Annotated in this window: 19 protein-coding genes; 11 read left to right on the plus strand and 8 right to left on the minus strand. The window is 60.1% G+C overall.

What is annotated here, in order from left to right; all coding sequences use genetic code 11:
• Window positions 1-75: 75 nt before the first annotated feature.
• The 3 genes from FHT92_RS15495 to FHT92_RS15505 form a co-directional block, all read right to left on the minus strand.
• A complete protein-coding gene (locus tag FHT92_RS15495; RefSeq protein WP_183826699.1) occupies window positions 76-1,446 on the minus strand; it encodes a sensor histidine kinase in 1,371 nt (456 codons plus the stop codon).
• Window positions 1,443-2,120 (minus strand): response regulator transcription factor, encoded by a 678-nt coding sequence (locus tag FHT92_RS15500; protein ID WP_183742642.1) that lies wholly within the window; start codon window positions 2,118-2,120, stop codon window positions 1,443-1,445. Before FHT92_RS15500 ends, FHT92_RS15495 begins: the two co-directional genes overlap by 4 nt.
• Window positions 2,121-2,202: 82 nt before the next feature.
• On the minus strand, window positions 2,203-3,141 hold the full coding sequence (locus FHT92_RS15505; protein ID WP_281413027.1) for an NAD(P)-dependent oxidoreductase: 939 nt from the start codon (window positions 3,139-3,141) through the stop codon (window positions 2,203-2,205).
• A gap of 251 nt (window positions 3,142-3,392) precedes the next feature.
• Between FHT92_RS15505 and pcaD the strand changes: the two genes are divergently transcribed.
• The 4 genes from pcaD (at window position 3,393) to FHT92_RS15525 (ending at window position 6,487) form a co-directional block, all read left to right on the plus strand.
• Window positions 3,393-4,196, plus strand: a complete 804-nt coding sequence (pcaD, locus tag FHT92_RS15510) for a 3-oxoadipate enol-lactonase (RefSeq protein ID WP_183826706.1) — start codon at window positions 3,393-3,395, stop codon at window positions 4,194-4,196.
• On the plus strand, window positions 4,193-4,450 hold the full coding sequence (locus FHT92_RS15515; protein ID WP_183826709.1) for a hypothetical protein: 258 nt from the start codon (window positions 4,193-4,195) through the stop codon (window positions 4,448-4,450). The genes pcaD and FHT92_RS15515 overlap by 4 nt, the downstream gene beginning before the upstream one ends.
• A gap of 26 nt (window positions 4,451-4,476) precedes the next feature.
• Window positions 4,477-5,244, plus strand: coding sequence for an SDR family oxidoreductase (locus tag FHT92_RS15520; protein WP_183743457.1), 768 nt, complete (start codon window positions 4,477-4,479; stop codon window positions 5,242-5,244).
• 412 nt (window positions 5,245-5,656) lie between these two features.
• Window positions 5,657-6,487: an MBL fold metallo-hydrolase gene (locus tag FHT92_RS15525; RefSeq protein ID WP_183826711.1), complete on the plus strand. Its 831-nt coding sequence runs from the start codon at window positions 5,657-5,659 to the stop codon at window positions 6,485-6,487.
• On the opposite strand, the gene FHT92_RS15530 is transcribed toward FHT92_RS15525, so the two are convergent.
• Complete coding sequence (locus FHT92_RS15530) at window positions 6,469-7,236, minus strand: polysaccharide deacetylase family protein (protein WP_183826714.1); 768 nt, start codon at window positions 7,234-7,236, stop codon at window positions 6,469-6,471. The genes FHT92_RS15525 and FHT92_RS15530 overlap by 19 nt on opposite strands.
• Window positions 7,226-8,320, minus strand: coding sequence for a glycosyltransferase family 4 protein (locus FHT92_RS15535; protein ID WP_183826717.1), 1,095 nt, complete (start codon window positions 8,318-8,320; stop codon window positions 7,226-7,228). Before FHT92_RS15535 ends, FHT92_RS15530 begins: the two co-directional genes overlap by 11 nt.
• Window positions 8,321-8,511: 191 nt before the next feature.
• Here FHT92_RS15535 and FHT92_RS15540 point away from each other — a divergent pair, with 191 nt between their 5' ends.
• Window positions 8,512-10,227, plus strand: a complete 1,716-nt coding sequence (locus FHT92_RS15540; protein WP_183826720.1) for an adenylate/guanylate cyclase domain-containing protein — start codon at window positions 8,512-8,514, stop codon at window positions 10,225-10,227.
• Window positions 10,227-11,105 (plus strand): FkbM family methyltransferase, encoded by an 879-nt coding sequence (locus FHT92_RS15545; RefSeq protein ID WP_183742629.1) that lies wholly within the window; start codon window positions 10,227-10,229, stop codon window positions 11,103-11,105. Before FHT92_RS15540 ends, FHT92_RS15545 begins: the two co-directional genes overlap by 1 nt.
• A 12-nt stretch (window positions 11,106-11,117) precedes the next feature.
• On the opposite strand, the gene FHT92_RS15550 is transcribed toward FHT92_RS15545, so the two are convergent.
• Window positions 11,118-12,020, minus strand: coding sequence for an NAD(P)/FAD-dependent oxidoreductase (locus tag FHT92_RS15550; protein WP_183826723.1), 903 nt, complete (start codon window positions 12,018-12,020; stop codon window positions 11,118-11,120).
• A gap of 137 nt (window positions 12,021-12,157) precedes the next feature.
• Here FHT92_RS15550 and FHT92_RS15555 point away from each other — a divergent pair, with 137 nt between their 5' ends.
• A complete protein-coding gene (locus FHT92_RS15555) occupies window positions 12,158-12,613 on the plus strand; it encodes an Rrf2 family transcriptional regulator (RefSeq protein WP_183826727.1) in 456 nt (151 codons plus the stop codon).
• A gap of 7 nt (window positions 12,614-12,620) precedes the next feature.
• Here FHT92_RS15555 and FHT92_RS15560 read toward each other — a convergent pair whose 3' ends face one another.
• Entirely contained in the window at window positions 12,621-13,100 is a 480-nt protein-coding gene (locus FHT92_RS15560; protein WP_183826730.1) for a class I SAM-dependent methyltransferase, read from the minus strand.
• Window positions 13,101-13,221: 121 nt separating this feature from the next.
• On the opposite strand from FHT92_RS15560, the gene FHT92_RS15565 reads away from it, so the two are divergent.
• Entirely contained in the window at window positions 13,222-14,397 is a 1,176-nt protein-coding gene (locus FHT92_RS15565; protein ID WP_183826734.1) for a DUF3095 domain-containing protein, read from the plus strand.
• On the opposite strand, the gene FHT92_RS15570 is transcribed toward FHT92_RS15565, so the two are convergent.
• A complete protein-coding gene (locus tag FHT92_RS15570) occupies window positions 14,387-15,730 on the minus strand; it encodes a nucleotide sugar dehydrogenase (RefSeq protein ID WP_409527157.1) in 1,344 nt (447 codons plus the stop codon). The two genes, FHT92_RS15565 and FHT92_RS15570, sit on opposite strands and share 11 nt — an antisense overlap.
• A 412-nt stretch (window positions 15,731-16,142) precedes the next feature.
• Here FHT92_RS15570 and FHT92_RS15575 point away from each other — a divergent pair, with 412 nt between their 5' ends.
• From FHT92_RS15575 to FHT92_RS15585, 3 genes are all read left to right on the plus strand, one after another.
• Window positions 16,143-17,483, plus strand: coding sequence for an adenylate/guanylate cyclase domain-containing protein (locus FHT92_RS15575; protein WP_183742617.1), 1,341 nt, complete (start codon window positions 16,143-16,145; stop codon window positions 17,481-17,483).
• A gap of 183 nt (window positions 17,484-17,666) precedes the next feature.
• A complete protein-coding gene (locus tag FHT92_RS15580; protein ID WP_183826740.1) occupies window positions 17,667-19,556 on the plus strand; it encodes an ABC transporter ATP-binding protein in 1,890 nt (629 codons plus the stop codon).
• Complete coding sequence (locus FHT92_RS15585) at window positions 19,556-21,460, plus strand: ABC transporter substrate-binding protein (RefSeq protein ID WP_183826743.1); 1,905 nt, start codon at window positions 19,556-19,558, stop codon at window positions 21,458-21,460. Before FHT92_RS15580 ends, FHT92_RS15585 begins: the two co-directional genes overlap by 1 nt.
• Window position 21,461 lies beyond the last annotated feature (1 nt).

The following is a 21,461-nucleotide window of genomic DNA, read 5'->3' on the forward strand; positions in this document are numbered from 1 at the left end:
CATCGATCAATCGATGGCCGATATTCCGTTTTAAAATGATGCGAGCATGACATGTGCCGGCGCCACGCAAAAGATTCACGCGGGCTGAACTGTCGACTCGAAACTCATGTTGAAGCTTGCCCCGCCGCCGGCCGCATCCGATACCCAGACGCGCCCGTGATGTATTTTGACGATTTCGCGCACCAAATGGAGCCCGAGCCCGATACCCTGGCTGCGCCCATTGGCGCGCTGGAAGGGCTCGAAGATCCGCTCTCGGTCTTCGGCTGCGATGCCCGGGCCTTCATCGCTGACGGAGATCTGCGCCGGCCGCTCCACGGCGATGGTAATCGTACCGCTCCTGCCTCCGTGCTGGATGGCATTCTGCACCAGATTGGCAATTGCCCGCTCCAGCGCCGTCTCGTCGCCGAGAATACGCTCCGGCATCGAGCGCAGCTCAAAATTCGCCTGATAGCCCGCGGCAATGATCAGTGGCGCAAGCTCCGCGGCCTGCCGCCGCGCAACCGTCGCAAGATCGATCGAGCAATCGGGCACCGGCTCCTGATTGAGCCGCTGCAGGTCGAGCAGCTGCTGGGCCAGCGTCGAAAGGCGGGCGACATCCTCCAGCAGCCGGTTCGTTGCCTCCGTCGGCGGCATAGTTTCCAGGCGATTTTGCAGGATGGCGATCGGCGTGCGCAGCTCGTGGGCGGCGGCCAGCATGAAACGCCGCTGCTTGTTGTGATCATCGTCGAGACGCTGCAGCGTCTCGTTCATGGCAATCACCAGTGGAGCAACTTCTTCCGGCACGTTTTCCAGCGGCAAACGGTAGCCGCGTGTCGTCCCGTCGATGCCCTGTGCCGCCTGCGCCACCTCGCTCAATCCGCGGTGGATGCCTCGCGCCACGAATGGTGTGACCGCCAGTGTTATCAGGCCCGTCAGCAAAATCACCGGCAGCACGATACCGGAAGCGATTGCCATGAAGACAACCAGCAGCTTGCCGGCAGAGAGGCTGCCTTGCCGACCGACAATGACGAGCAGATCGCCGTGATCCGTCTTTATTTTTTGCAGGCGTGCGGCAATTGTCGCCGGATTGTCCTCATCCCCATTGAAACGGGCTTCGGCGATATCGCTACCCGACGCGGCGATGGCGAGATATTGCGCCGGCACATTGCCTTCGCTGACCATGCGGCCCTGCTGATCGCGCACCAGAAACCAGAAGTCGGCCGCCTTATCTCGCTGGTAACCCAGATCATCGGTGTTGGTGATACGCATCGAACCGTCGGCGTTCCAGGCAATCGATTCCGAAACCGCATCGATTGCATGTTCGTCTGGAGCGAAAATGCCGCTCATGCCCGAAATCCAGAAGACGAAGGCGAAGGCGATCGCGATCAGCACCAGGGTTGCGGCCTGCAGCGCCACCAGCCGGCGTATCAGCCTCCATTTCAGCGAATAGAACTTCATCGTCTTCATGACCGGGCCTGCCGGATCAGATAGCCTACGCCACGGATCGTATGGATTTCGACGCCGGCGCCTGCGGCATCGAGCTTGCGGCGCACCCGCGAGACATGCGCATCGAGCGCGTTGGACTGGATCTCGTCATCCATGCCATAGACCGCTTCCTCGAGGCTTGAGCGCTCCACCGTGCGGCCGGCCCGGCGCATGAGTGCTTCCAGCACCAGCAATTCGCGACGCGGCAATTCGAGTGCCATGTCGCCGACACGCGCCTCACGGTTGCGCAGGTCGAAATGCAGCCGGCCGAGGCGCAGGCTCTCGATCTCGATATTGCCGGGGCGGCGCAAAATGGCCCGCAAACGGGCCATCAGTTCCTCGACCGCAAAGGGTTTGGCGAGATAGTCGTCGGCGCCGAGATCGAGGCCTTCGATCCGGTCCTTCAGATCGCCGCGTGCCGTCAACATGATGACTGGAACGGCGGGCTGGATGCGGCGCGCGTCGGCAATCAGCTCAAGCCCATCACCGTCGGGCAGGCTGCGATCGAGCAGCAGGGCATCATAGCTGTTAAGCCGCACGGCCTCCTCGGCCGCCTCGATGGTGGAAACGTGATCCGTGATGATATTGTTGCAGCGGAGCGCCGCCACAAGCACGGCGGCCATTTCCGGTTCATCTTCCGCCAGCAAGACGCGCATTCAACCGTCCAACTTCAAAAGCCGCTCTCTGCACAGGCAAGATTGCGTCAGCATGACGCGAAAGGCCAGCCCGGTCTGGCGTTCAGTCGGCAAAAGACTGGCCGAGCGCTTCCGTCCGCGCTTCAAGCGCGCGGATGACAGCCGCCATATCCTCGCGCTCGAATCCCAGGCTTTCGGTTTCGGCATAAAGTGTATGGCAGGCATCGAGCAGCGGCGAGGCAATACCTGCCTGCCGCGCCGCTTCGGCCACAAGCCTGTTGTTCTTCAACACGTCAGAGATCGCCGCCTGTACTGAGAAATCCCGATCCACCAGCTTACCACTCTTGATGCGCGAGATGCCGCTCGCCATCTGGCCGGCATCGACGACGGCTTTGAAAAGTCCCATGTCCAATCCCTGTTGGGCGGCAAAGTGCGCTGCTTCCGACAGCCCCGTCACCGTCGTGATCAGAAATATATTGACGGCAAGCTTCATCAGGAGCGCATTCGGCACGGCACCGCAGACAACCGTTTCCATGCACATGGGTCTCAAAAGCGGACGAATCTTTTCGACGACATCCGCATCTCCCGCAAGCATGGCCACAAGCTGGCCTGCCTCTGCCGGCCGACGCGAGCCTGAAACAGGCGCCTCGACATAACGGCCGCCGGCGGCACGAATATCCGACTCAAGCGCTTTCGAATATTCGGGCGCGGTGGTCCCCATATGGATGACGACATGTCCGGCTACACGTTCGGCAAAACCTGGTGTGCCGCGCCCGAGAACCGTGTCGATCACCGCCGCCGTCGCAAGCATAAGGATGACGGTTCGGGCTTTGACAAACACTTCGTCGACATCCGCGGCAACCTCGGCGCCGGCTGTCCGTAGCGTCTCAGCGCTTTCCGGCGAACGGTTCCAGACGATGAGATTTGTGCCTGCCCGCGCGAGATTGAGCGCCATCGGCGTGCCCATAACGCCGAGACCGATGAAGCCTGTTGTCATTGCTTCCGCCTCTCTGGATGCCCAAGGGACCGATGCTACGAGCAAATGAGACGTCTGTCTTGAAGGTTCGTGCGCAGGCGCGGGTTAGCCTGAAATTCTCCAGCACCGCCGTGCGGATTGTCTCCATGAGGATCAAGAGCAGCAACGAGCGGGAGGCCGGCTGCACAGCGCGCAACCGTCGGTCCGACTGGTCTCTTCGTCTCGCTCGTATCAACCCCTGAGTTATTGGAAAGCCGGTAAATTTCACCTACTTAACCGGATCAACTCGCCCAATTTGCGCGTGGAGGAGATTTAAAGTGCAGTTTGCCAGTATCAACGGCGTAACGATCCACTACCAGCTCATCGGCGCGCCTGCTGACAGGCCGGTTATCGTCTTTGCCAATTCACTCGGTACGGACTTCCGCATCTGGCGAGATGTGATCGTGCGTCTTGCCGGTGACTATGCCATTGTCCTCTACGACATGCGCGGCCATGGTCTCTCCGACATCGGCCAGGTGCCCTACGCCATGGAGGACCATGCCACCGATCTGGCCGGCCTGCTTGATCTGCTTTCGGTGAAGAACGCAGTCATCTGTGGGCTCTCGGTCGGCGGCCTGATCGCCCAGTCGCTCTACCAGCGCCGCCCGGATCTGGTGAAAGCGCTGATCCTTTGCGACACTGCCCATAAGATCGGGACAGCCGATAGCTGGAACAGTCGTATCGCCGCTGTCGAGAAGAATGGCATTGCCAGCATCGTCGACATGGTCATGGAGCGCTGGTTCACGCCGGCTTTCCGCCGGCCGGAAAACATCGCTTATGCCGGCTATTGCAACATGCTGATCCGCCAGCCGGTTGAAGGTTATGTTGCCACCTGTGCGGCGGTCCGCGACGCCGATTTCACCGAGGCCGCGGGCAGGATCAAGGTGCCGACCATCTGCATCGTCGGTGATCAGGATGGTTCGACGCCGCCGGATCTGGTGCTTTCAACGGCAAAGCTGATTCCCAAAGCGCGCTACGAAATGATCACGGACTGCGCTCATATTCCGCCCGTCGAACAGCCGGAAGCGCTGACTGCGATCATGCGCGCCTTCCTCTCATCTATCGGAGACAAGAGCCCATGAGCAATGGTGCATCTGAACGTCAGGCCGGCGGGCAAGGCGGCCCGTCGCCACCAAGCGGCTCTCGGCCTTCCACCATTCGCTCGTCCATAAGCAGCAACCGGGTGCGGTCCCGATTGCTCGAATGGCTTGTCCTGCTGCCGATGGCGATGGCGACCGTCGCTTCGCTGCGCCTGGCAACGAAACTGGTCGGCAATATCAACGTCTGGGGACAAACTCATCGCCTCTGCACGGCAGCGGTTAAACCGGCTATGTAAGCATGTTGATTTCAGAGGGTGATCCCGTGACATTTCCGCTCTTCGATCTTTCCGGCCGCCGCGCGCTCGTGACAGGCTCCAGCCAGGGCATCGGCTACGCTCTGGCGCTCGGCCTTGCCGAACACGGCGCCTCCGTCATCATTAACGGCCGCAATGCCCAGAAGGCGGAGGCGGCAGCCGAGACAATCCGCGAGCAGAAACGCCATGCAGTCAGCGCCGCCTTCGATGTGACGGATGCTGAGGCCTGCCGATCGGCTATTACCTATATCGAGACGGAGATCGGCCAGATCGATATTCTCATCAACAATGCCGGAATGCAGTTCCGCACACCGCTGGAGGATTTTCCTGTCGAAAAATGGGACGAGCTTTTCCGCACCAATGTGTCCAGCATCTTCTATGTGAGCCAGCCGGTGGCACAGGCAATGATCGGCCGCGGCCGTGGCAAGATCATCAATATCGCCTCGGTACAGGCCGAACTCGCCCGTCCGAACATTGCGCCCTATACGGCCACCAAAGGTGCCGTGCGCAATCTCACCCGCGGCATGGCGACCGACTGGGCAAAGCGCGGCTTGCAGGTCAATGCCATCGCGCCTGGCTACTTCAAGACGCCGCTCAATCAGGCGCTCGTCGATGACCCTGAATTTTCCGCGTGGCTTGAGACCCGCACACCGGCTGGCCGCTGGGGCGATGTCGCAGAACTAGTGGGTGCCGCCGTCTTCTTGGCGTCGGACGCGTCGTCCTTTGTCAACGGTCATATGCTGATGGTGGACGGCGGGATCACCGCCTCGCTTTAAGAGCGGTCGCTATAACCGCCCTTGCGAGCGAAGATTCCGCATTTTGCTCAGAGCTGTGCCCACCTGACTGGACCTGTTCCGCGAAAATCTTCCGCCCGGATTTTGGAATAGTGCAACGGCTTAACACCGCAGAAATGCAGAGATTTGCATTTTCGGTCGCGCGCAACCATTTAAGATGCACGATCCCGCGGGAAATATGGCGACCTCGCATATGCCGGAACGTTTACCGAAAACGAACCATACCGGCTTGCATTCTGAGCCAAAAGCCGATTGCTTAGGAAAATCTACTTCTTCTTCGGCTAGCCGTTGGAAGAGCGCGAGGGGATATAGGCAAACCCGTGGAATTCTGCAGCTTCGCATCGAGATCGATGGTGACTACGATGACGAAGCGGGAAAGCTGGTTTGAAGGAAAATGAGTAACGATCTGTTTCAGGTAAAATTTTGGGGCGTTCGGGGAAGCATTCCCGTGTCAGGCCCGGAATTCGACCAATATGGAGGCAACACCTCCTGCATAGAAATTCGCTGCGGCGAGCACCGGATGATCTTCGACGCGGGCTCGGGATTGCGGGAGGCTGGCCTTTCGCTTCTTGCGGATGAAGTCCGCGATGTCGATCTCTTCTTCAGCCACTGCCATTACGACCACATCATCGGCCTGCCTTTCTTCAAGGCGATCTACTACCCGTCGATCAATGTCAACATCTGGTCCGGCCACCTGGACGGCAAGATGAGCACGCGCGAAATGGTCGAGCAGTTCATCAGCCCGCCCTGGTTTCCGGTAAAGACCGATATCTGTCAGGCGACGATGAACTTCCGTGATTTCCACGCGGGCCAGACGCTGACCCCGCATGAAGGCGTCGAAATGCAGACCTACATGCTGAACCATCCGGGCGGCGCGATCGGTTATCGCATCCATTGGAAGGGCCGCATCGTGGCGTTGATCTACGACATCGAGCACATTCCGGGGACGCATGATCCGGTGGCGCTTGAGATGATGAAGGACGCCGATCTCGTGGTCTACGACTGCACCTATAACGAAGACGAGATGCAGCGCTTCAAGGGCTTCGGCCACTCCACGTGGCAGCATGGCACTGAACTTGCGAAAATGGCGGGCGCAAAGCGCTTCGCCTTGTTCCATCATGCGCCCTCGCGCACCGATGACCAGCTTGCCGTTATGGAAAGCGAGGCGCAGGCCGCCTTTGCCGGCGCCTTCGCCGCCCGCGACAATCAGGTGGTCGACATCTGATCCTGCACCAACGCAGTTGCCGAGACCCATTCCACTGCAGGGTGGCCCGCCGTCTCCTCGAAGAGTTCGGCAAGGAAATCCCAGGCGGCCGCGTCATGCACCAGATGATGCCCGAGCACGCCGATCGGCTCGCTGCGACCCTCGAACCTGTCCTTTAGCTCCGCAACCAGTTCGCCGATCAGGTCTGCCGTCGGCCGGCCGCCGCGTGTGCCGTGCCAGTCCATCAGGTCGACATGGGAGTTGACGACGGCGAGTGGGCTTTCCCCCCTGACGCGTCCATAAGTGGAAAGGGATTCGAAGCCGAGTGCGGGAAGCTTGGGAACGAGACCCTTGTCGATCCGGTTCCAGGGCGGAACCAGCATGGTCAGAAAGCGTGTCGGGTAGAGGTCCTTCAGCTTCAGGAAGCCTTCATAGAGCTCGTTGAGAACAGCTTCCTCCAGACGTGGCCCACCGAGTTCCTGCTTCTTCTCATCCGGCCCGGCATGGTTGTGATGCGCCCAGCCGTGAACCGCCACGCTGACATGCGCCTCATCTGCAAGCCGTCGGGCAAGCGGCGCGCCGGTAAAGGCTGGAATGACCGCCAGCGTCACGGGGATGCCGTAGTTTTTCGTCTCGGCGAGCAGTCGCTCCAGCGCCGCCGTCGGCTCGATTGCATCGTCATCCCGCAGCCAGAGCCGAGCCACGCGGCCAGCGGTACGCCAGCGCTCCAACTCCCGATACAACGGCTCGCGGATGCTGCTATCGATCATGTGCTGCTCCTGCATGATTGCGTAGGATCAAATCCAGTTGATGTGACGCGCCGGCAAGTGAGCGCTCATCGATGACGAAACGGCGGGCGGCGGATGCCATGGCGTCACGGCGCCCGCGCTCCTCCAGCAGTCCGGCGATGGCCCGCGCATAGGCTTCCGTATTGCCATCCGGCGTCAATAGTCCGGTCATGTCGGCCTCCACCACGGCAGGCACACCGGCCGTCTCCTGCGCCACGACAGGAAGGCCCGCCGCCTGCGCTTCGAGATAGGCAAGTCCATAGGCTTCACCGCAGCCCGGCCAGACATAGATGCCGCTCGTCGAAAGCAGGTCGGCTATTTCTTCGGGTTCCCGCTGCCCGAGCCAGTCGATACGACCGGGGGCAAAACCCGCAAACAGCGCTTGCACATCGGTCTTTAGGGGCCCGTCGCCAATGATGCCGAGTGTCCAGGGCCGATCCTCGATTGTGCGTAGTGCCGCAGCGAGCATCTTGTAGCTCGCCATCTTGTCGCCCGCCCGCATCATGGCCACGGTCATAAGGCGTTGCGGATCGGGAGTGGGCGTTATCGCCTCGAAGAGCGCTGTTTCGATGAAAGGTCTTACCTCGGCGATACGCGCTTTGGGAAAGACGTCTTCCAACCCTTTCCGATCGCGTTCGGTAAAGGCGATGTTGATCGCCGCCTGCCGGATGGCGTCAGCGACCCGTTTCTGAAAGGCGGCCCAGCCCATTCCGTCGCGCTTGCGCGAATAAGAGGCTTCCGCCGTGACATAGGGAATGGCGAATTGCGCCGCGATGGTGGGACCGAAGAGATCCGGAGACTTGTAATAGGGATGGTAACAGAACCAGAGTTCGGGCTTCGGCTCGTCCCGCCATTTGCGTTGCAACCGTTGAAGCTCGTCTTCCGCCGTCACCAGCACATCGGCCGCCGCCTCCGGCGTGCCGGCATGGATACGGAATTCGGACACGACCTCGACCGAATGCCCCGCCACTTCCAGCGCGCGGATCAGCAACCGCGCCATCAGCCGGTCGCCTGACGGCACCGGGTGATCGGGCGATTTCATCGGCGCATAGAAAGCGATCCGCATCGCGACACTCCGGTTGTGACAGTGTGTTTCCAATCGGCGCTCGCGCCGTAAGCGAAAATTTCCGCTATTGTCACTATCTTGAACGATACAGGCAGGCATACCGAAGCGATCGTGATTAGACGAGACGATAATTCCGCCCTTTTTCGTCTTCTCTAGTGCATTTGCGATTTGAGCTTCAAGAACAGGAATTGATGACTACGGTCTGGGCCACAGAGATTTTTTCGGAACGCGCGATCAGGAAGGCCAGGCTCGGCTCCGGCCTTGTGATGTTCGTCTTCATCATCCTGCATATGTCAAACCATGCGTTGGGGCTTGTTTCGCTGACAGCGGCCGATGATGCGCGCCGGCTGTTTCTGGCGATCTGGCGCAATCCGCTGGGCACGCTACTCTTTTACGGATCGGTCCTTGTCCATATGACGCTGGTGCTGCGTGGGCTCTATATGCGCCGCAGCCTCGTCATGCCGAAGAACGAGATGGCGCAGATCGTTCTCGGCCTTCTGATTCCACTGCTGCTCATCGACCATGTCATCGGCACCCGCATCGTCCATGCGCTCTACGGCTATGCCGACAATTACGAAACGATCGTTCGCACGCTCTGGATCAACTCGCCGCAGAACGGCGTGCGCCAGACTTTCGCACTGCTCGCCGTCTGGATCCATGGCTGTATCGGCATACATTTCTGGCTTCGCTATCGGCCCTGGTACGACAATTCCTCATCACTGCTTTTGGCGATCGCCATCCTCCTGCCAGTGCTGGCGCTGCTCGGCTTCGTCGAGATGGGCCGCACACTGTCCGATCCCTCGTATATCGAGGCTGAAGCCGGACATTACGAAGAAATGATCAATACCCGCTATGACAGCGATCCCGACGCACGCGAGCACATCGCGACGATCCGCGCCGGGCTCTACGGCAGCTTCTCCGCAGCGCTTGCCCTCGTCATCCTGGCACGGGCACGCCGCAGGCTAAAGGAGCGGGCGAATCAAGTCGCGGTTCACTATCCCGGCGGCGAGACGGTGCGCGTACCACGCGGGTTTACAGTGCTGGAAGCAAGCAGGCTTGGCGGCCTGCCGCATTATTCGGTCTGCGGCGGCAAGGGCCAGTGCTCCACCTGCCGCGTGCAGATCCTCAGCGATTATTGGACCCTGCCGCCGCCCGACAAGCTGGAGCAGACGACGCTGAAGCGCATCAATGCGGCACCGGATGTACGCCTCGCCTGTCAGCTCCGCCCGGATAAGGACTTGACTGTCGCGCCGCTGCTCGTGCCGCAGACGGAGGCTGCCCTTCCCGCCAACAGCCAGGAAACCAGTCCCGGCCGAGAACGGGAGATCGCCGTGCTCTTCTGTGACATGCGTCATTTCACAGCGCTGACCGAAACCCGCCTGCCCTTCGACGTCGTCTTCCTGCTGAACCGCTATTTCGGGATCGTCGGCAAAGCAGTGGAACAGGCCGGTGGGCGGCTCGACAAATTCATCGGCGACGGCGCCATGGCACTCTTCGGCCTCAACACCACGCCTGAGGAAGCCTGCCGGCAGGCTATGGCAGCCGCAACCACGATTATTGCCGAGATCGAGAAACTCGCCGCCGAATTGTCCGACGAACTGCCTTTGCCGTTGCAGATCGTAATCGGCATCCACGCCGGCCCGGCAGTCGTCGGCACGATGGGCTATGGGCGGGTGCGCAGTCTGACGGCCGTCGGCGATACGGTCAATGTCGCAAGTCGCCTGGAGACGGCGGCAAAGGAGCTCAACGCTGCGATCGTCATTTCCGAGCCGGTCGCGATGCGCGCCGGCATCAATCCGGAAACGATCGAAAGTTGCGAAATCAATGTGCGTGGCCGGGCACTCCCCTTGAAAGTCTATGTCATTCCGAGAGAGAAAGCCGCCGAACCGCTCAAGGAAAGACAATAATGTCCGGCCAAGCATGGCTTACAGGCAAATATTGGAAGCGCCGTTTGCGCAAGGCACGCAATGCGCTGGCCACGCGTTTCTTCAATACCCGCTTTGGCCGCCGGCTGCTGATCGAGAATATCGGGCCGCGCGTGACCTCCATGACCGTCGATGCCGGCGATCACCTGATGAGTTTTTCACCCGCCGACTATATCGGCCGCAAGGTCTTCCGGAAGGGCCATTTCGAGCGCGAGGCAGTCGACCGGCTGCTCGTGATCCTGCGCCAGCGCGGCCTGCTGAAGAAGGACAGCATGCTGCTGGAGATCGGCGGCAATATCGGCACACAGACAGTCTATTTTGCGCTCGCCCGCGCATTTGCAGGGATCGTCAGCGTCGAGCCCGACCCGCGCAATTTCCGCCTTCTGGAACAGAACATCCGCCAGAACGGTCTTATCGACACGGTGCGCCTCGTCAATTGCGCTGCCGGCGAAGGCGAAGGCAAGATCGACTTCTTTTTGAACAGCGCTAATCACGGCAAGAGCAGCGCCATCCGCCAGAGCGCCAGCGACCGGAAGATCACAGTTCCGGTGCGGTCCGTGACCGGCATTCTCGACGGTCTCGGCATCGACCAGACTGCCATCGGCCTCGTCTGGATGGATATTGAGGGTTATGAGCCGGTAGCCTGCCGCTCGATGCAGCCGTTGCTTGCCCGCCGCGCTCCTCTTTATATGGAATTCACGCCGCTCTTTTATGGCCCGGAGGGCACGACGGCCTTCATTCGCACGCTCGCCGGCTTCTACGAGGATTGTCTCGTTGTCTTCGAGGACGGCGAGAAGGAGATGAAAGTCCGTGATCTGCCGGGTGCATTCGATCAATATAACGTGCTGTTCCTGCCTTAGACCGAAGAAGAACTATCGGGCCCGCATTGCCAGCGATTGATGGCAATGCACGCCTGCGAGCACGCCCGAGGCGGAAGCGAGCGTGGCGTTATGCATGGCGCTTGCCGCATCGCCGCCGGCAAAAACACCGTTGACGGTGGTTTCCTTATTATCGCCGGTCCGGATAACCGGGCCGAACGGACCGTCGTCGAAGACACAGCCGAGCTGTTCAGCAATCGGGCTCGCCATCGCCGTTTTCGGAGCGACGAACACGGCGTCCAGCTGCACGACCCGGCCATCGGCAAGGCGAACGGCCTCAAGCCTGGGACTATCGCCTAGCAATTCCACGACAGGGCTGCGTTCGATCCTTACGCCACGAGCGGTCAGGCGTACGAGTTGCTCTTCATCGGGCTCGAACAGCGCCTGCGTGAAATAGGTCGTCTCTCCCCAGTCGGGAATGAGTATGGCCGCATGTGCCGACTGCGGATGGTTTGCGAGCACACCGAGCTTACCGCCGCTCACCTCATAACCGTGACAATAGGGGCAGTGCAGCACGGAGTGCCCCCATCGGTCTCGCAGCCCGGAGATTTCAGGCAGTGTGTCGCTTATGCCGATTGCCAGAACGATGCGCGTGGCCCTTTCTTGGCCACCGCCCTTGATGTCGATCACGAATTCATCGCCATCCGCACGCGCCTGAACAACTTCTCCGTCGCGAATGGTGATGTTCGGATAAAGCGAAAGCTGCCGCTTCCCCTCCCGCATGACCGCTGCGGGCGTCTGACCGTCCTGGCCCAGGAAGCCATGCGACGCCGGCGAAAACCGATTGCGTGGCGTGCCTGCATCGACAAGCAGAACCCGTCGTCGCGCCCGGGCAAGCTGCATGGCCGCGGACAGGCCCGCGAAGTTTCCGCCGATGACGATGACTTCGAATGACATAAAACTCTCCTTTAATGGCGTCCTCATCATGAAGCAACATAAGTTACATGAAGGGTTACGGTCAAGCATCATGTTACTTGTCTTGTTACGATCTGCTTGTGATAATGGGTCCACTCGATCGACAGGAATAGGACCCCATGCGCAATGACAGCCGCCTTTCACGCATGCTGCACGTGCTGATCCACATGGATCGGCATGAACATTCGGTGACCTCGGAAATGATTGCAAAGATGCTGAACACCAATCCCGTCGTCGTCCGCCGCACCATGGCCGGCCTTCGAGAACAGGGCTATGTCCGTTCCGAAAAAGGGCATGGCGGGGGCTGGACGCTGGTGCGCCCGTTGTCGGAAATCACGTTGCTTGATGTCTACAACGCCATCGGCGAACCGCATCTTTTCGCCATCGGCCCGGCCGATGACCAGCCGAAATGCCTTGTGGAACAAGCCGTGAATGCCGCCCTCGAGGACGCGATGAAGGAGGCCCAGGCCCTGCTCCTGAGACGGTTGGGCGACGTGACGCTGGAAAAAATCGCGGCCGACTTCGAGGCAAAATTTTCAGCGCTGTCGGCTACGCCCTATTCCTGCGCTTCATAAGCGCGGATCATTTCCTGCGGTAGAGAAAATAGCGCCCCTCCTTGATGCCGCCGGGCAGAGGCAGGGGCAAAAGCTCGGGATGTTCCAGTGGCAGGCCGCTCACGGCGATGCCATGGTGGGTAAGCACGCCAGCCATCAATTGCGGCAGCCAGGTCAACGTCACGGCATCAATCTCGTCATGGCCGGTGCCGATGTCGGCATGGGCGAGTGCGGCATTGGTCCCGAGGAAAGCCTGGCCGGTGTCGCGGATATTGCCCGTCACCATATTTTCGGCCGGCGGCGTAGAGGCGGAATAGGCGCGTATCTCCCAATCGAAGGCGATAATGCGTCGATCGGGAAAATGTTCGCGCAGGTGGTCGTAGGTGCGGCCATTGCCGAGACCGAATTCGAGCACCGGCCCCTCCACCTCTTCTACCAGGTCAATGATCGCGTTGAGAATATCGCGTTGAGCCGTCAATCGGCGAATGAAGCTGTCGAGGCGGCTCATCTTGTCCTGTCCATCATAAAATATGTCAGCGGTGCTACCATATCGACGCAGTGTAAGTCGATTGCCGGAAACGCAAATTGCCGTTGCAGCGGCAACACGGGTCTGTGATAAACTCAGCCTCATGAACGAGATGTCCAACGACGCATTCTTCGCCGACGTGCCTGTCTTCAGCGACTTCGAAGGCGTGACCGATGAGAGCAATTACCAGCCGCTGCCCGAAGGGTGGGTGCTGGCGATGGCCGATATCGTCGGCTCGACGAAAGCGATTTCCGGTGGCCGCTACAAGGACGTCAATATGGCCGGCGCCAGCGTCATTTCCGCGGTGCTGAACGCCGTCGGCAAAGGCGACTATCCCTTTGTCTTCGCGGGCGACGGCGCGCTGCTCGCTTTGCCAGCCTCGCTTGAGAATGAAGCGCGAAAAGCGCTCGCCGCGACACAGGTCTGGGTGAAAGAGGATCTTGACCTCGATCTGCGTATCGCCATTGTGCCGATCGCCGATATCCGCGCGGAAGGTCTCGACGTGCGCGTCGCCCGCTATTCGGCAAGTCCCTATGTCACCTATGCGATGTTCTCCGGCGGCGGCACGATCTGGGCCGAAAAGAACATGAAGATGGGCCGGTATGGCGTGGAAAAGGCCGCACCCGGCACCCGTCCGGATCTGACGGGCCTATCCTGCCGCTGGAGCCCGATCGAGGCCCGCAACGGCGAGATCGTCTCTATCATCGCCGTCCCCGGCGAAGCTGGTTCCGGCCCGGAATTCCAGGCTCTCGTCGCCGGCATCGTTTCGATCACAGCCGAGCAGAACCGCAATGGCCATCCGGTGCCGGAAGACGGGCCGGAATTTGCCTTTTCGATGACGGGTATCGATCGAGAGGTGAATGCGACGGCGCCCAAAGGCAGACGGCTGCGGCAAAAGCTGTTTATTTTCCTGCAGACCGGCTTGATCGTTTTCCTGCACAAACTCGGCCTCACCTTCGCTCATTTCGACGCTCGCCGCTATAAGAAGGACATCGCGGGCAATTCGGATTTCCGAAAGTTCGATGACGGACTGAAGATGACTATCGATGTGGATGCCGCTCATCTCGCCCGCATCGAGACGCTGCTGAAGCAGGCGCAGGAACGAGGCGTGGCTCGCTACGGCCTGCACCGCCAGTCATCGGCACTGGTGACATGCTTCGTGCCGACGCCACTTTCGCGCGACCACATGCACTTCATCGATGGTGCCTCCGGTGGCTATGCGGTCGCTGCCAGCCAGATCACCGGCAAGCGGCTTTCCGCCGCGCTCGTTACGCCTTGATGACGTGATCGGCCGAAAGGCCGAGGCGGCTTAAAACATTTCGGGTATCGACAATCAGTTTGGCGTTCTCCGAGAGAGTAACGTAGTCAATCATGTCATGATCGGTCGCAATGAGAACCGCGTCATATGCCGCAATGGCTTCCGGCGTCAGGTCGATGGATTGCCGGCCCTTCAGCGCCTGATATTCACGGGTCGGCGGAATCTCGGCGACGAATGGATCATGATAATCCGCCTTGCCGCCGCGCTCCTCTATGATTTCAATCAGGCGCAGTGATGGACTTTCCCTAATATCGGCGACGTTCTTTTTGTATGCCAGGCCAAGTACGAGGACCCGCGAGCGGCTGAGCGCTTTTCCGGCACGGACATCGAGCGCCTCGGCCAGCTTGCCGACGACATAACGTGGCATGGCCGAATTGATCTCACCGGCAAGCTCGATGAAGCGGGTCGGCAGCTCGTATTCGCGCGACTTCCAGGTGAGGTAGAAAGGGTCGATCGGAATGCAGTGGCCGCCGAGACCAGGGCCGGGATAAAAGGGCATATAACCGAACGGCTTGGTCTTGGCAGCGTCGATGACTTCCCAGACATCGATGCCCATTGCCGCATAGACGGTCTTCAGCTCGTTGACGAGCGCGATATTCACCGAGCGGAAGATGTTTTCGGTGAGCTTGACCGCTTCCGCCGTCGCATTGGAAGAGACCGGAACGACGGTCGAGACGGCAGCACCGTAGAAAGATTTCATGAGCGATAGGGCTTGCATGCCGTCGCCTGCAACGACCTTCGGGATCGTCGCGGTGTGGTAATGCTGGTTGCCGGGGTCCTCACGCTCCGGCGAGAAACCGACGAAGAAGTCAGAGCCGGATTTTAACCCCGTTCCTTCGAGGATGACCTTCACGATATCGTCGGTCGTGCCGGGATAGGTTGTCGATTCCAGCACGACGAGCTGGCCCGGCCGCAGATGGGCGGCGATCGACCGCGAGGTCGCTTCCACGAAGGAAAGATCGGGATCGCGATGCTTGGTGAGTGGCGTCGGCACGCAGATGACGATTACATCGCAATCCGCAAGTCCGGCGAAATCGGTCGTCGAGGAGAATCGCCCCGCATCGATCTCTGCCGTCAGCGCCTCATTCGTCACCGCATCGATATAGGAGCGGCGGGCATCCAGCGCGACGATCTTCTTAGGATCGATATCGAAGCCGGTCACGGCAAAGCCGCTGCGCGCCACGGCCATCGCCAGCGGCAGGCCGACATAACCGAGACCGATGATGCCGGCACGTGCGGTGCGCGTCTCAATCTTCTTTGAAAGTGTCCCGAAGGTGGAGGAGCGTGCGTCCAAGGCCATGCCTCTTGCGAAAAGTGAATCCGAACGCTGATCTAATGCATGATCGCGGCAAATTAAACCCGGCCTCTTCATGGCGCCTGACCATACCAAGCTCCGGCTTCATTAACCGGCTGTGACGGGGCGCCAATTTGGCAACCGGGGCGCACAAAAAAATTCTTGATGCCATTGTTTCGCACTTTAAGCGTGCCTATTTTGGCAGATGATAATGAACCACTTTGCAAAGATTGCTCGCCAGTTTCCAGGAGGTCGGAAGCCGGCGGGTGTCACAGCCGGCCGTTGGCAATCGTTGACACGATAATGCCGCTCGTACATCCTGATTTCTTTGTGATCTGCTCGTCGTGAATGTGCAGGTCTGGGTCGTTTTTGCCTTTCGGGATGGACGTGCGACATGAGGATAATACCAAGAATGAGCACGATCGAATCCAGCGTATCCTCCATTTTGTTGGACCGTGTTGCTGAATGGCTGACGAATTCTTCGCTGGCCGGTGACGACCTTGAAAACATCGTGCGCGGTTTCTGCGAGCGGCTTGCTGCCGCCGGTCTGCCACTCGCGCGCGTGCACCTAACCTTCTCGATGCTGCATCCCCTCTACGACGCACTGAGCTTCACCTGGAAGCGCGCGAGCGGCGTAACCATCGAAGGCTTTCGGATGCCGGCCGGCCAGAAGCAGGATCGTTTCCTGCAGAGCCCCTATTTCCATCTTCTCGACAATAATCTGCAGCATATCCGTCGCCGTATCATGCCTGAAGGCCCGAATGAATTCCCGATTTTCGAGGATCTGCGGCAGGAAAAGATCACCGATTACCTCGCCTTCGTGCAGCCGTTCGGTGACGGCTCGGTGCAGGGCATGATGGGTTCATGGTCGACCGACAGCCCGGTCGGTTTTTCCGACGACATGATCGACGCGCTGCTGCGCATGCAGAACCACCTGGCGGTCGCCGCCAAGATGGCGGTGCTTGCCAAGCTCGCCAACAATATGCTGACCACCTATCTCGGCGGCGATGCCGGCAAACGCGTGTTGAACGGCCAGGTTCGTCGTGGCGACGGTGAGACGATCCGTGCCGCTCTCGTCATGGCGGATATGCGCGAATCGACCATGTATGCCGAGAAGGAAGGCCGGCAGGCTTATATCGATACGCTCAATCAGTTCTTCGATGCGATCGCCGCACCCTTCAACCGCAACGGCGGCGAAATCCTGAGTTTCCTCGGCGACGGCTTCCTGGCCGTCTATCCCTGCGGCCGCCACAAGGACCCCTCCAAAATCGCCTGTGAGGCGGCGCTTTCCGCGGTGCATCACGCTCAAGCGCGGGTTGCCGAGCTGAACAAGGATCGCGAGGCGAAGGGGCTTCCGAAGATCGGCTACGGCATCGGCCTGCATGTCGGCAACGTCATGTTCGGCAATGTTGGCCTGAAGGACCGCCTTACCTTCTCCGCCTTCGGCTCTGCAGTGAACGAGGTGCAGCGCCTGCAGGTATTGACGAAGAAATACAGCCGCGAGGTCGTCGCGAGCCAGGCCTTTGCCGGCTATTGCGGCGGCGAATGGATCACGCTCGGCGAGGAAAAGCTGCGCGGAATCCGCCAGAAGGTGACAGTGCTGCAGCCGCGCGCGCCCGCATCTGCCATTCATGTCGACGACGGTTTCCGCGAATCCGTTCAGAACGGCCTCTCGGAAGCCGAACAGGTCATCATGCTTCACCGCGACAAGAAACAGGTAAAACGTACGCCGATCGAAAAATTCATTCAGTAATTACGCGCAAACATTGCAGCCGCTTTAGCAGCTGCACCGTATATCAGAAGCCTCGCATCACGCGCCTTCAACACAGGTGCCATGCGCCGCTTTTCCCCATGCCTGTCATCAACTGGACACCCCGTTTACGGTACGGTAGTGTGCCTTAACGGGAACACATAAAGACTGGGGAATTTCATTGGTATGGCGTCAGCAGCCGATTTGTTGCGTATTGAGAATCTGGACGTCGCCTTCTCCGTTTTCGGCGACCGGCTGCGTGTCGTAAAGGAAGCCAATCTCCGCATTCTGCCGGGCAAAGTGACTGCCTTGGTTGGCGAAAGCGGCTCCGGCAAATCCGTCATCAGCCAAGCGATCATGGGCATCCTGCCGGCACCCGCTCATGCGAGCGGTCGCATCCTGTTTACCGACCCGCTGGATGGCAAGGCGACCGATATTCTCTCCCTGTCGCGCGACAGCGCCGATATGCGCGACCTGCGCGGCCGGCGCATGGCGACCATCTTCCAGGAGCCGATGACGTCACTCTCGCCGCTCCACACGGTCGGCAATCAGATCAGCGAGGTTTTGCTGATCCACACGGATGCCGACAAGAAGGAAGCGCGCCAGCGCACCGAGGAAATGCTCGGCCTCGTCGGCTTTTCCAATCCGAAACGCACCTACGACATGTATCCGTTCGAGCTTTCAGGCGGCATGCGCCAGCGCGCCATGATCGCCATGGCGCTGATCTGCAAGCCGGCGCTGCTGATCGCCGACGAGCCGACCACGGCGCTCGACGTGACGATCCAGGCCCAGATCCTCGAACTCTTGCGCGATCTGCAGGCCAAGCTCGGCATGGCCATGTTGCTCATCACGCACGATCTCGGGGTCGTCGCCAATATGGCCGATGAAGTGGTGGTGATCTATCACGGCGAGATCATGGAAGCCGGTCCGGTCGAGGCGATCTTCCGTAATCCGCAGCATGCCTATCTCAAGGCTCTGATGGCCGCTGTTCCGCATTTCGATATGAAGCCGGGCGAGCGGTTGAAAGCCCTGAGGGAGGTTCCGGTCAATCTGGAATCGCTGATCGGCAAGAAGAGGCCGGTCGAAAAGGAAGCGCCCAGCACGCTCCTTTCCGTCGCCAACCTTTCCAAGACCTACAAAACGCGCAAGCGTAGCTTCTTCGGCGGCCAGGAGGCCACCATCGTGCACGCTGTCGACGATGTCAGCTTCGATATCCGCCGCGGCGAATGTCTCGGGCTCGTCGGCGAATCCGGCTGCGGCAAAACCACCGTCAGTAAGATTCTGATGCGCGCGATCACGCCTGATAGCGGTGCGGTCGTCTTCAACGACGGCAAGGATGTCATCGACGTCCTCTCCGTTAAGGGTTCGGAACTGCAGGATTTACGCACCAAGATACAGATGGTGTTTCAGGACCCCGTTTCTTCGCTTTCGCCGCGCATGACGGTGCGCAATATTCTCAGCGAGCCGCTCGAAATCCATGATCGCGGCGACAGTGCCGATCGCAAGGCCAAGGTCGAGGCGCTGATGGGCGCGATCGGCCTCGACCGGCGCTATCTCAACCGCTATCCGCACAGTTTCTCCGGCGGCCAGCGTCAGCGCATCGGCATCGCCCGGGCGCTTGCGCTCGGTCCCAAGCTCGTCATTCTCGACGAACCGGTCTCGGCTCTCGATGTCTCGGTGCAGGCTCAGATCCTCAATCTGCTGAAGGATCTGCAGAAAGAACTTGGGCTCACCTATCTCTTCATCTCGCACAATCTCGCCGTCGTCGACTACATGGCTGATCGCATCGCCGTCATGTGCAAGGGCCGTATCGTCGAGATCGCGCCGCGTGAAATCATCCTGCGCGATCCGGTTCACCCCTATACGAAGTCATTGCTTGCCGCCGTTCCCTTCCCGGATCTTGACCGGCCGCTCGACTTCAAGGCACTGCAGGAAAATGGCGCGGCCGACAAGCAAAATTGGGGCCGTGTCTTCAGGGCCGACCATGACGATGCCTCCGAACTCGCCTATGCCGATCTCGGCGGCGGCCATCTGGTGCGCGCCCGCAAGGGCGCCGATGCGAAGGAGCTGGTCTGATGGTGACGCGCCGCGTATTCCTCGGCGGCCTGATCGGCTCGACCATCGCCCCTTCGGTGCTCGTGGCCCAGCAGATCGCCGAGCCCGAATTTTTGAAGGCGAGGCTCGCCAACGGCAGCCTGCCGCCAATGGCCGAGCGCATTCCTGCGCAGCCGCGTATCATCAACCTCAAGGAGATGGGCCGTGTACCCGGCACCTATGGCGGTAGCGTGCGCACCATCATCGGCGGCGTACGCGACATCCGCTACATGACCGTCTACGGCTATTCGCGGCTGGTCGGCTACGACACGAAGCTGCTGTTCCAGCCCGATATCCTGCGCGACTTCACCTCGGAGAATGATACGGTCTTCACCTTTCGTCTGCGCGAGGGACATAAGTGGTCGGACGGTCATCCCTTCACGGCCGAAGCCTTCCGCTACTGGTGGGAAGACGTCATCCTCAACAAGGAACTGACGCCCGGCGGCGGCGCGCTTGAGCTGCGTCCCCACGGCTCCCTGCCGCGCTTCGAAGTGCTCGACGAACTGACCGTGCGCTACAGCTGGGACAAGCCCAACCCGGTCTTCCTGTCATCGCTCGCCGGACCTCTGCCGCTCGTTATCTACGGCCCCGGCCACTATTTGAAACAATTCCACAAGGGTTTTCAGGACAAGGCCAAGCTGGAAGAGCTGATGAAAAAAAGCCGCGCCAAGAAATGGGCCGACCTGCACATCAAGATGGCGCTCGCTTCACGGCCGAACAATCCCGACCTGCCGACGCTCGATCCCTGGCAGAACCGCACGGCTCCGCCGGCCGATCAGTTCATCTTCGAGCGCAACCCCTTCTTCCACCGCGTCGACGAAAACGGCGTGCAACTGCCCTATCTCGACCGCTTCATCCTCAACGTCTCGTCTTCCTCCATCATCGCCGCCAAGGCGGGTGCTGGCGAATCCGACCTGCAGGCGACCGGTATCGACTTCAACGACTACACCTTCCTGAAAGAGGCGGAAAAGCGCTTCCCGGTGAAAGTCGATCTCTGGAAGATGGCACGCGGCTCGCGCGTGACGCTCTTGCCGAACCTCAACGTCGCCGACGAAGCCTGGCGCGTACTCTTCCGCGACGTGCGCTTTCGCCGGGCCTTGTCGCTGGCAATCGACCGGCATGAGATCAACATGGTCGCCTTTTACGGTCTCGGCAAAGCGAGTGCCGATACGGTGTTGCCCGAAAGTCCGCTCTTCAGGCAGGAATATGCCGATGCCTATGTGAATTTCGACCCCGACACGGCCAATAAGCTGCTTGACGAACTCGGCCTCGACAAGCGCGACAGCGACGGCATCAGGCTCCTGCCGGACGGTCGGCGCGCCGAAATCACCGTTGAGACTGCCGGTGAAAGCAATCTCGACACGGACGTTCTGGAACTCGTGCACGATCACTGGGCCAATGTCGGCCTGGCGCTCTTTACCCGCACTTCGCAGCGCGACGTCTTTCGCAATCGCGCCATGAGCGGTTCGATCATGATGTCGATCTGGTACGGGCTGGATAACGGAGTGCCGACAGCCGACATGTCTCCTTATGGACTAGCCCCCACGCTTGACGACCAGCTTCAATGGCCGCTTTGGGGCATGTACTATCTTTCGGCCGGCCAGGAGGGCGAGGCGCCTGACCTGCCGGAGGCGGCCGAGCTTGTGGATCTTCTGAACCAATGGGGCGCCAGCGCCAAGATGGAAGAGCGTGAGGCTATCTGGCACAAGATGCTGTCCCTCTATACCCAGCAGGTCTTTTCGATCGGCCTCATCAACAGCACGCTGCAGCCGATCCTTAGATCAGCCAAGATGCGGAATATGCCGGAGCATGCGCTCTACGGCTTCGATCCGACCTCGTTCCTCGGCGTCTACATGCCGGATACGTTCTGGTTCAAGGAGGCCTAAG

The sequence above is a fragment of the Rhizobium sp. BK377 genome (assembly GCF_014193935.1).
Classification (GTDB): domain Bacteria; phylum Pseudomonadota; class Alphaproteobacteria; order Rhizobiales; family Rhizobiaceae; genus Rhizobium.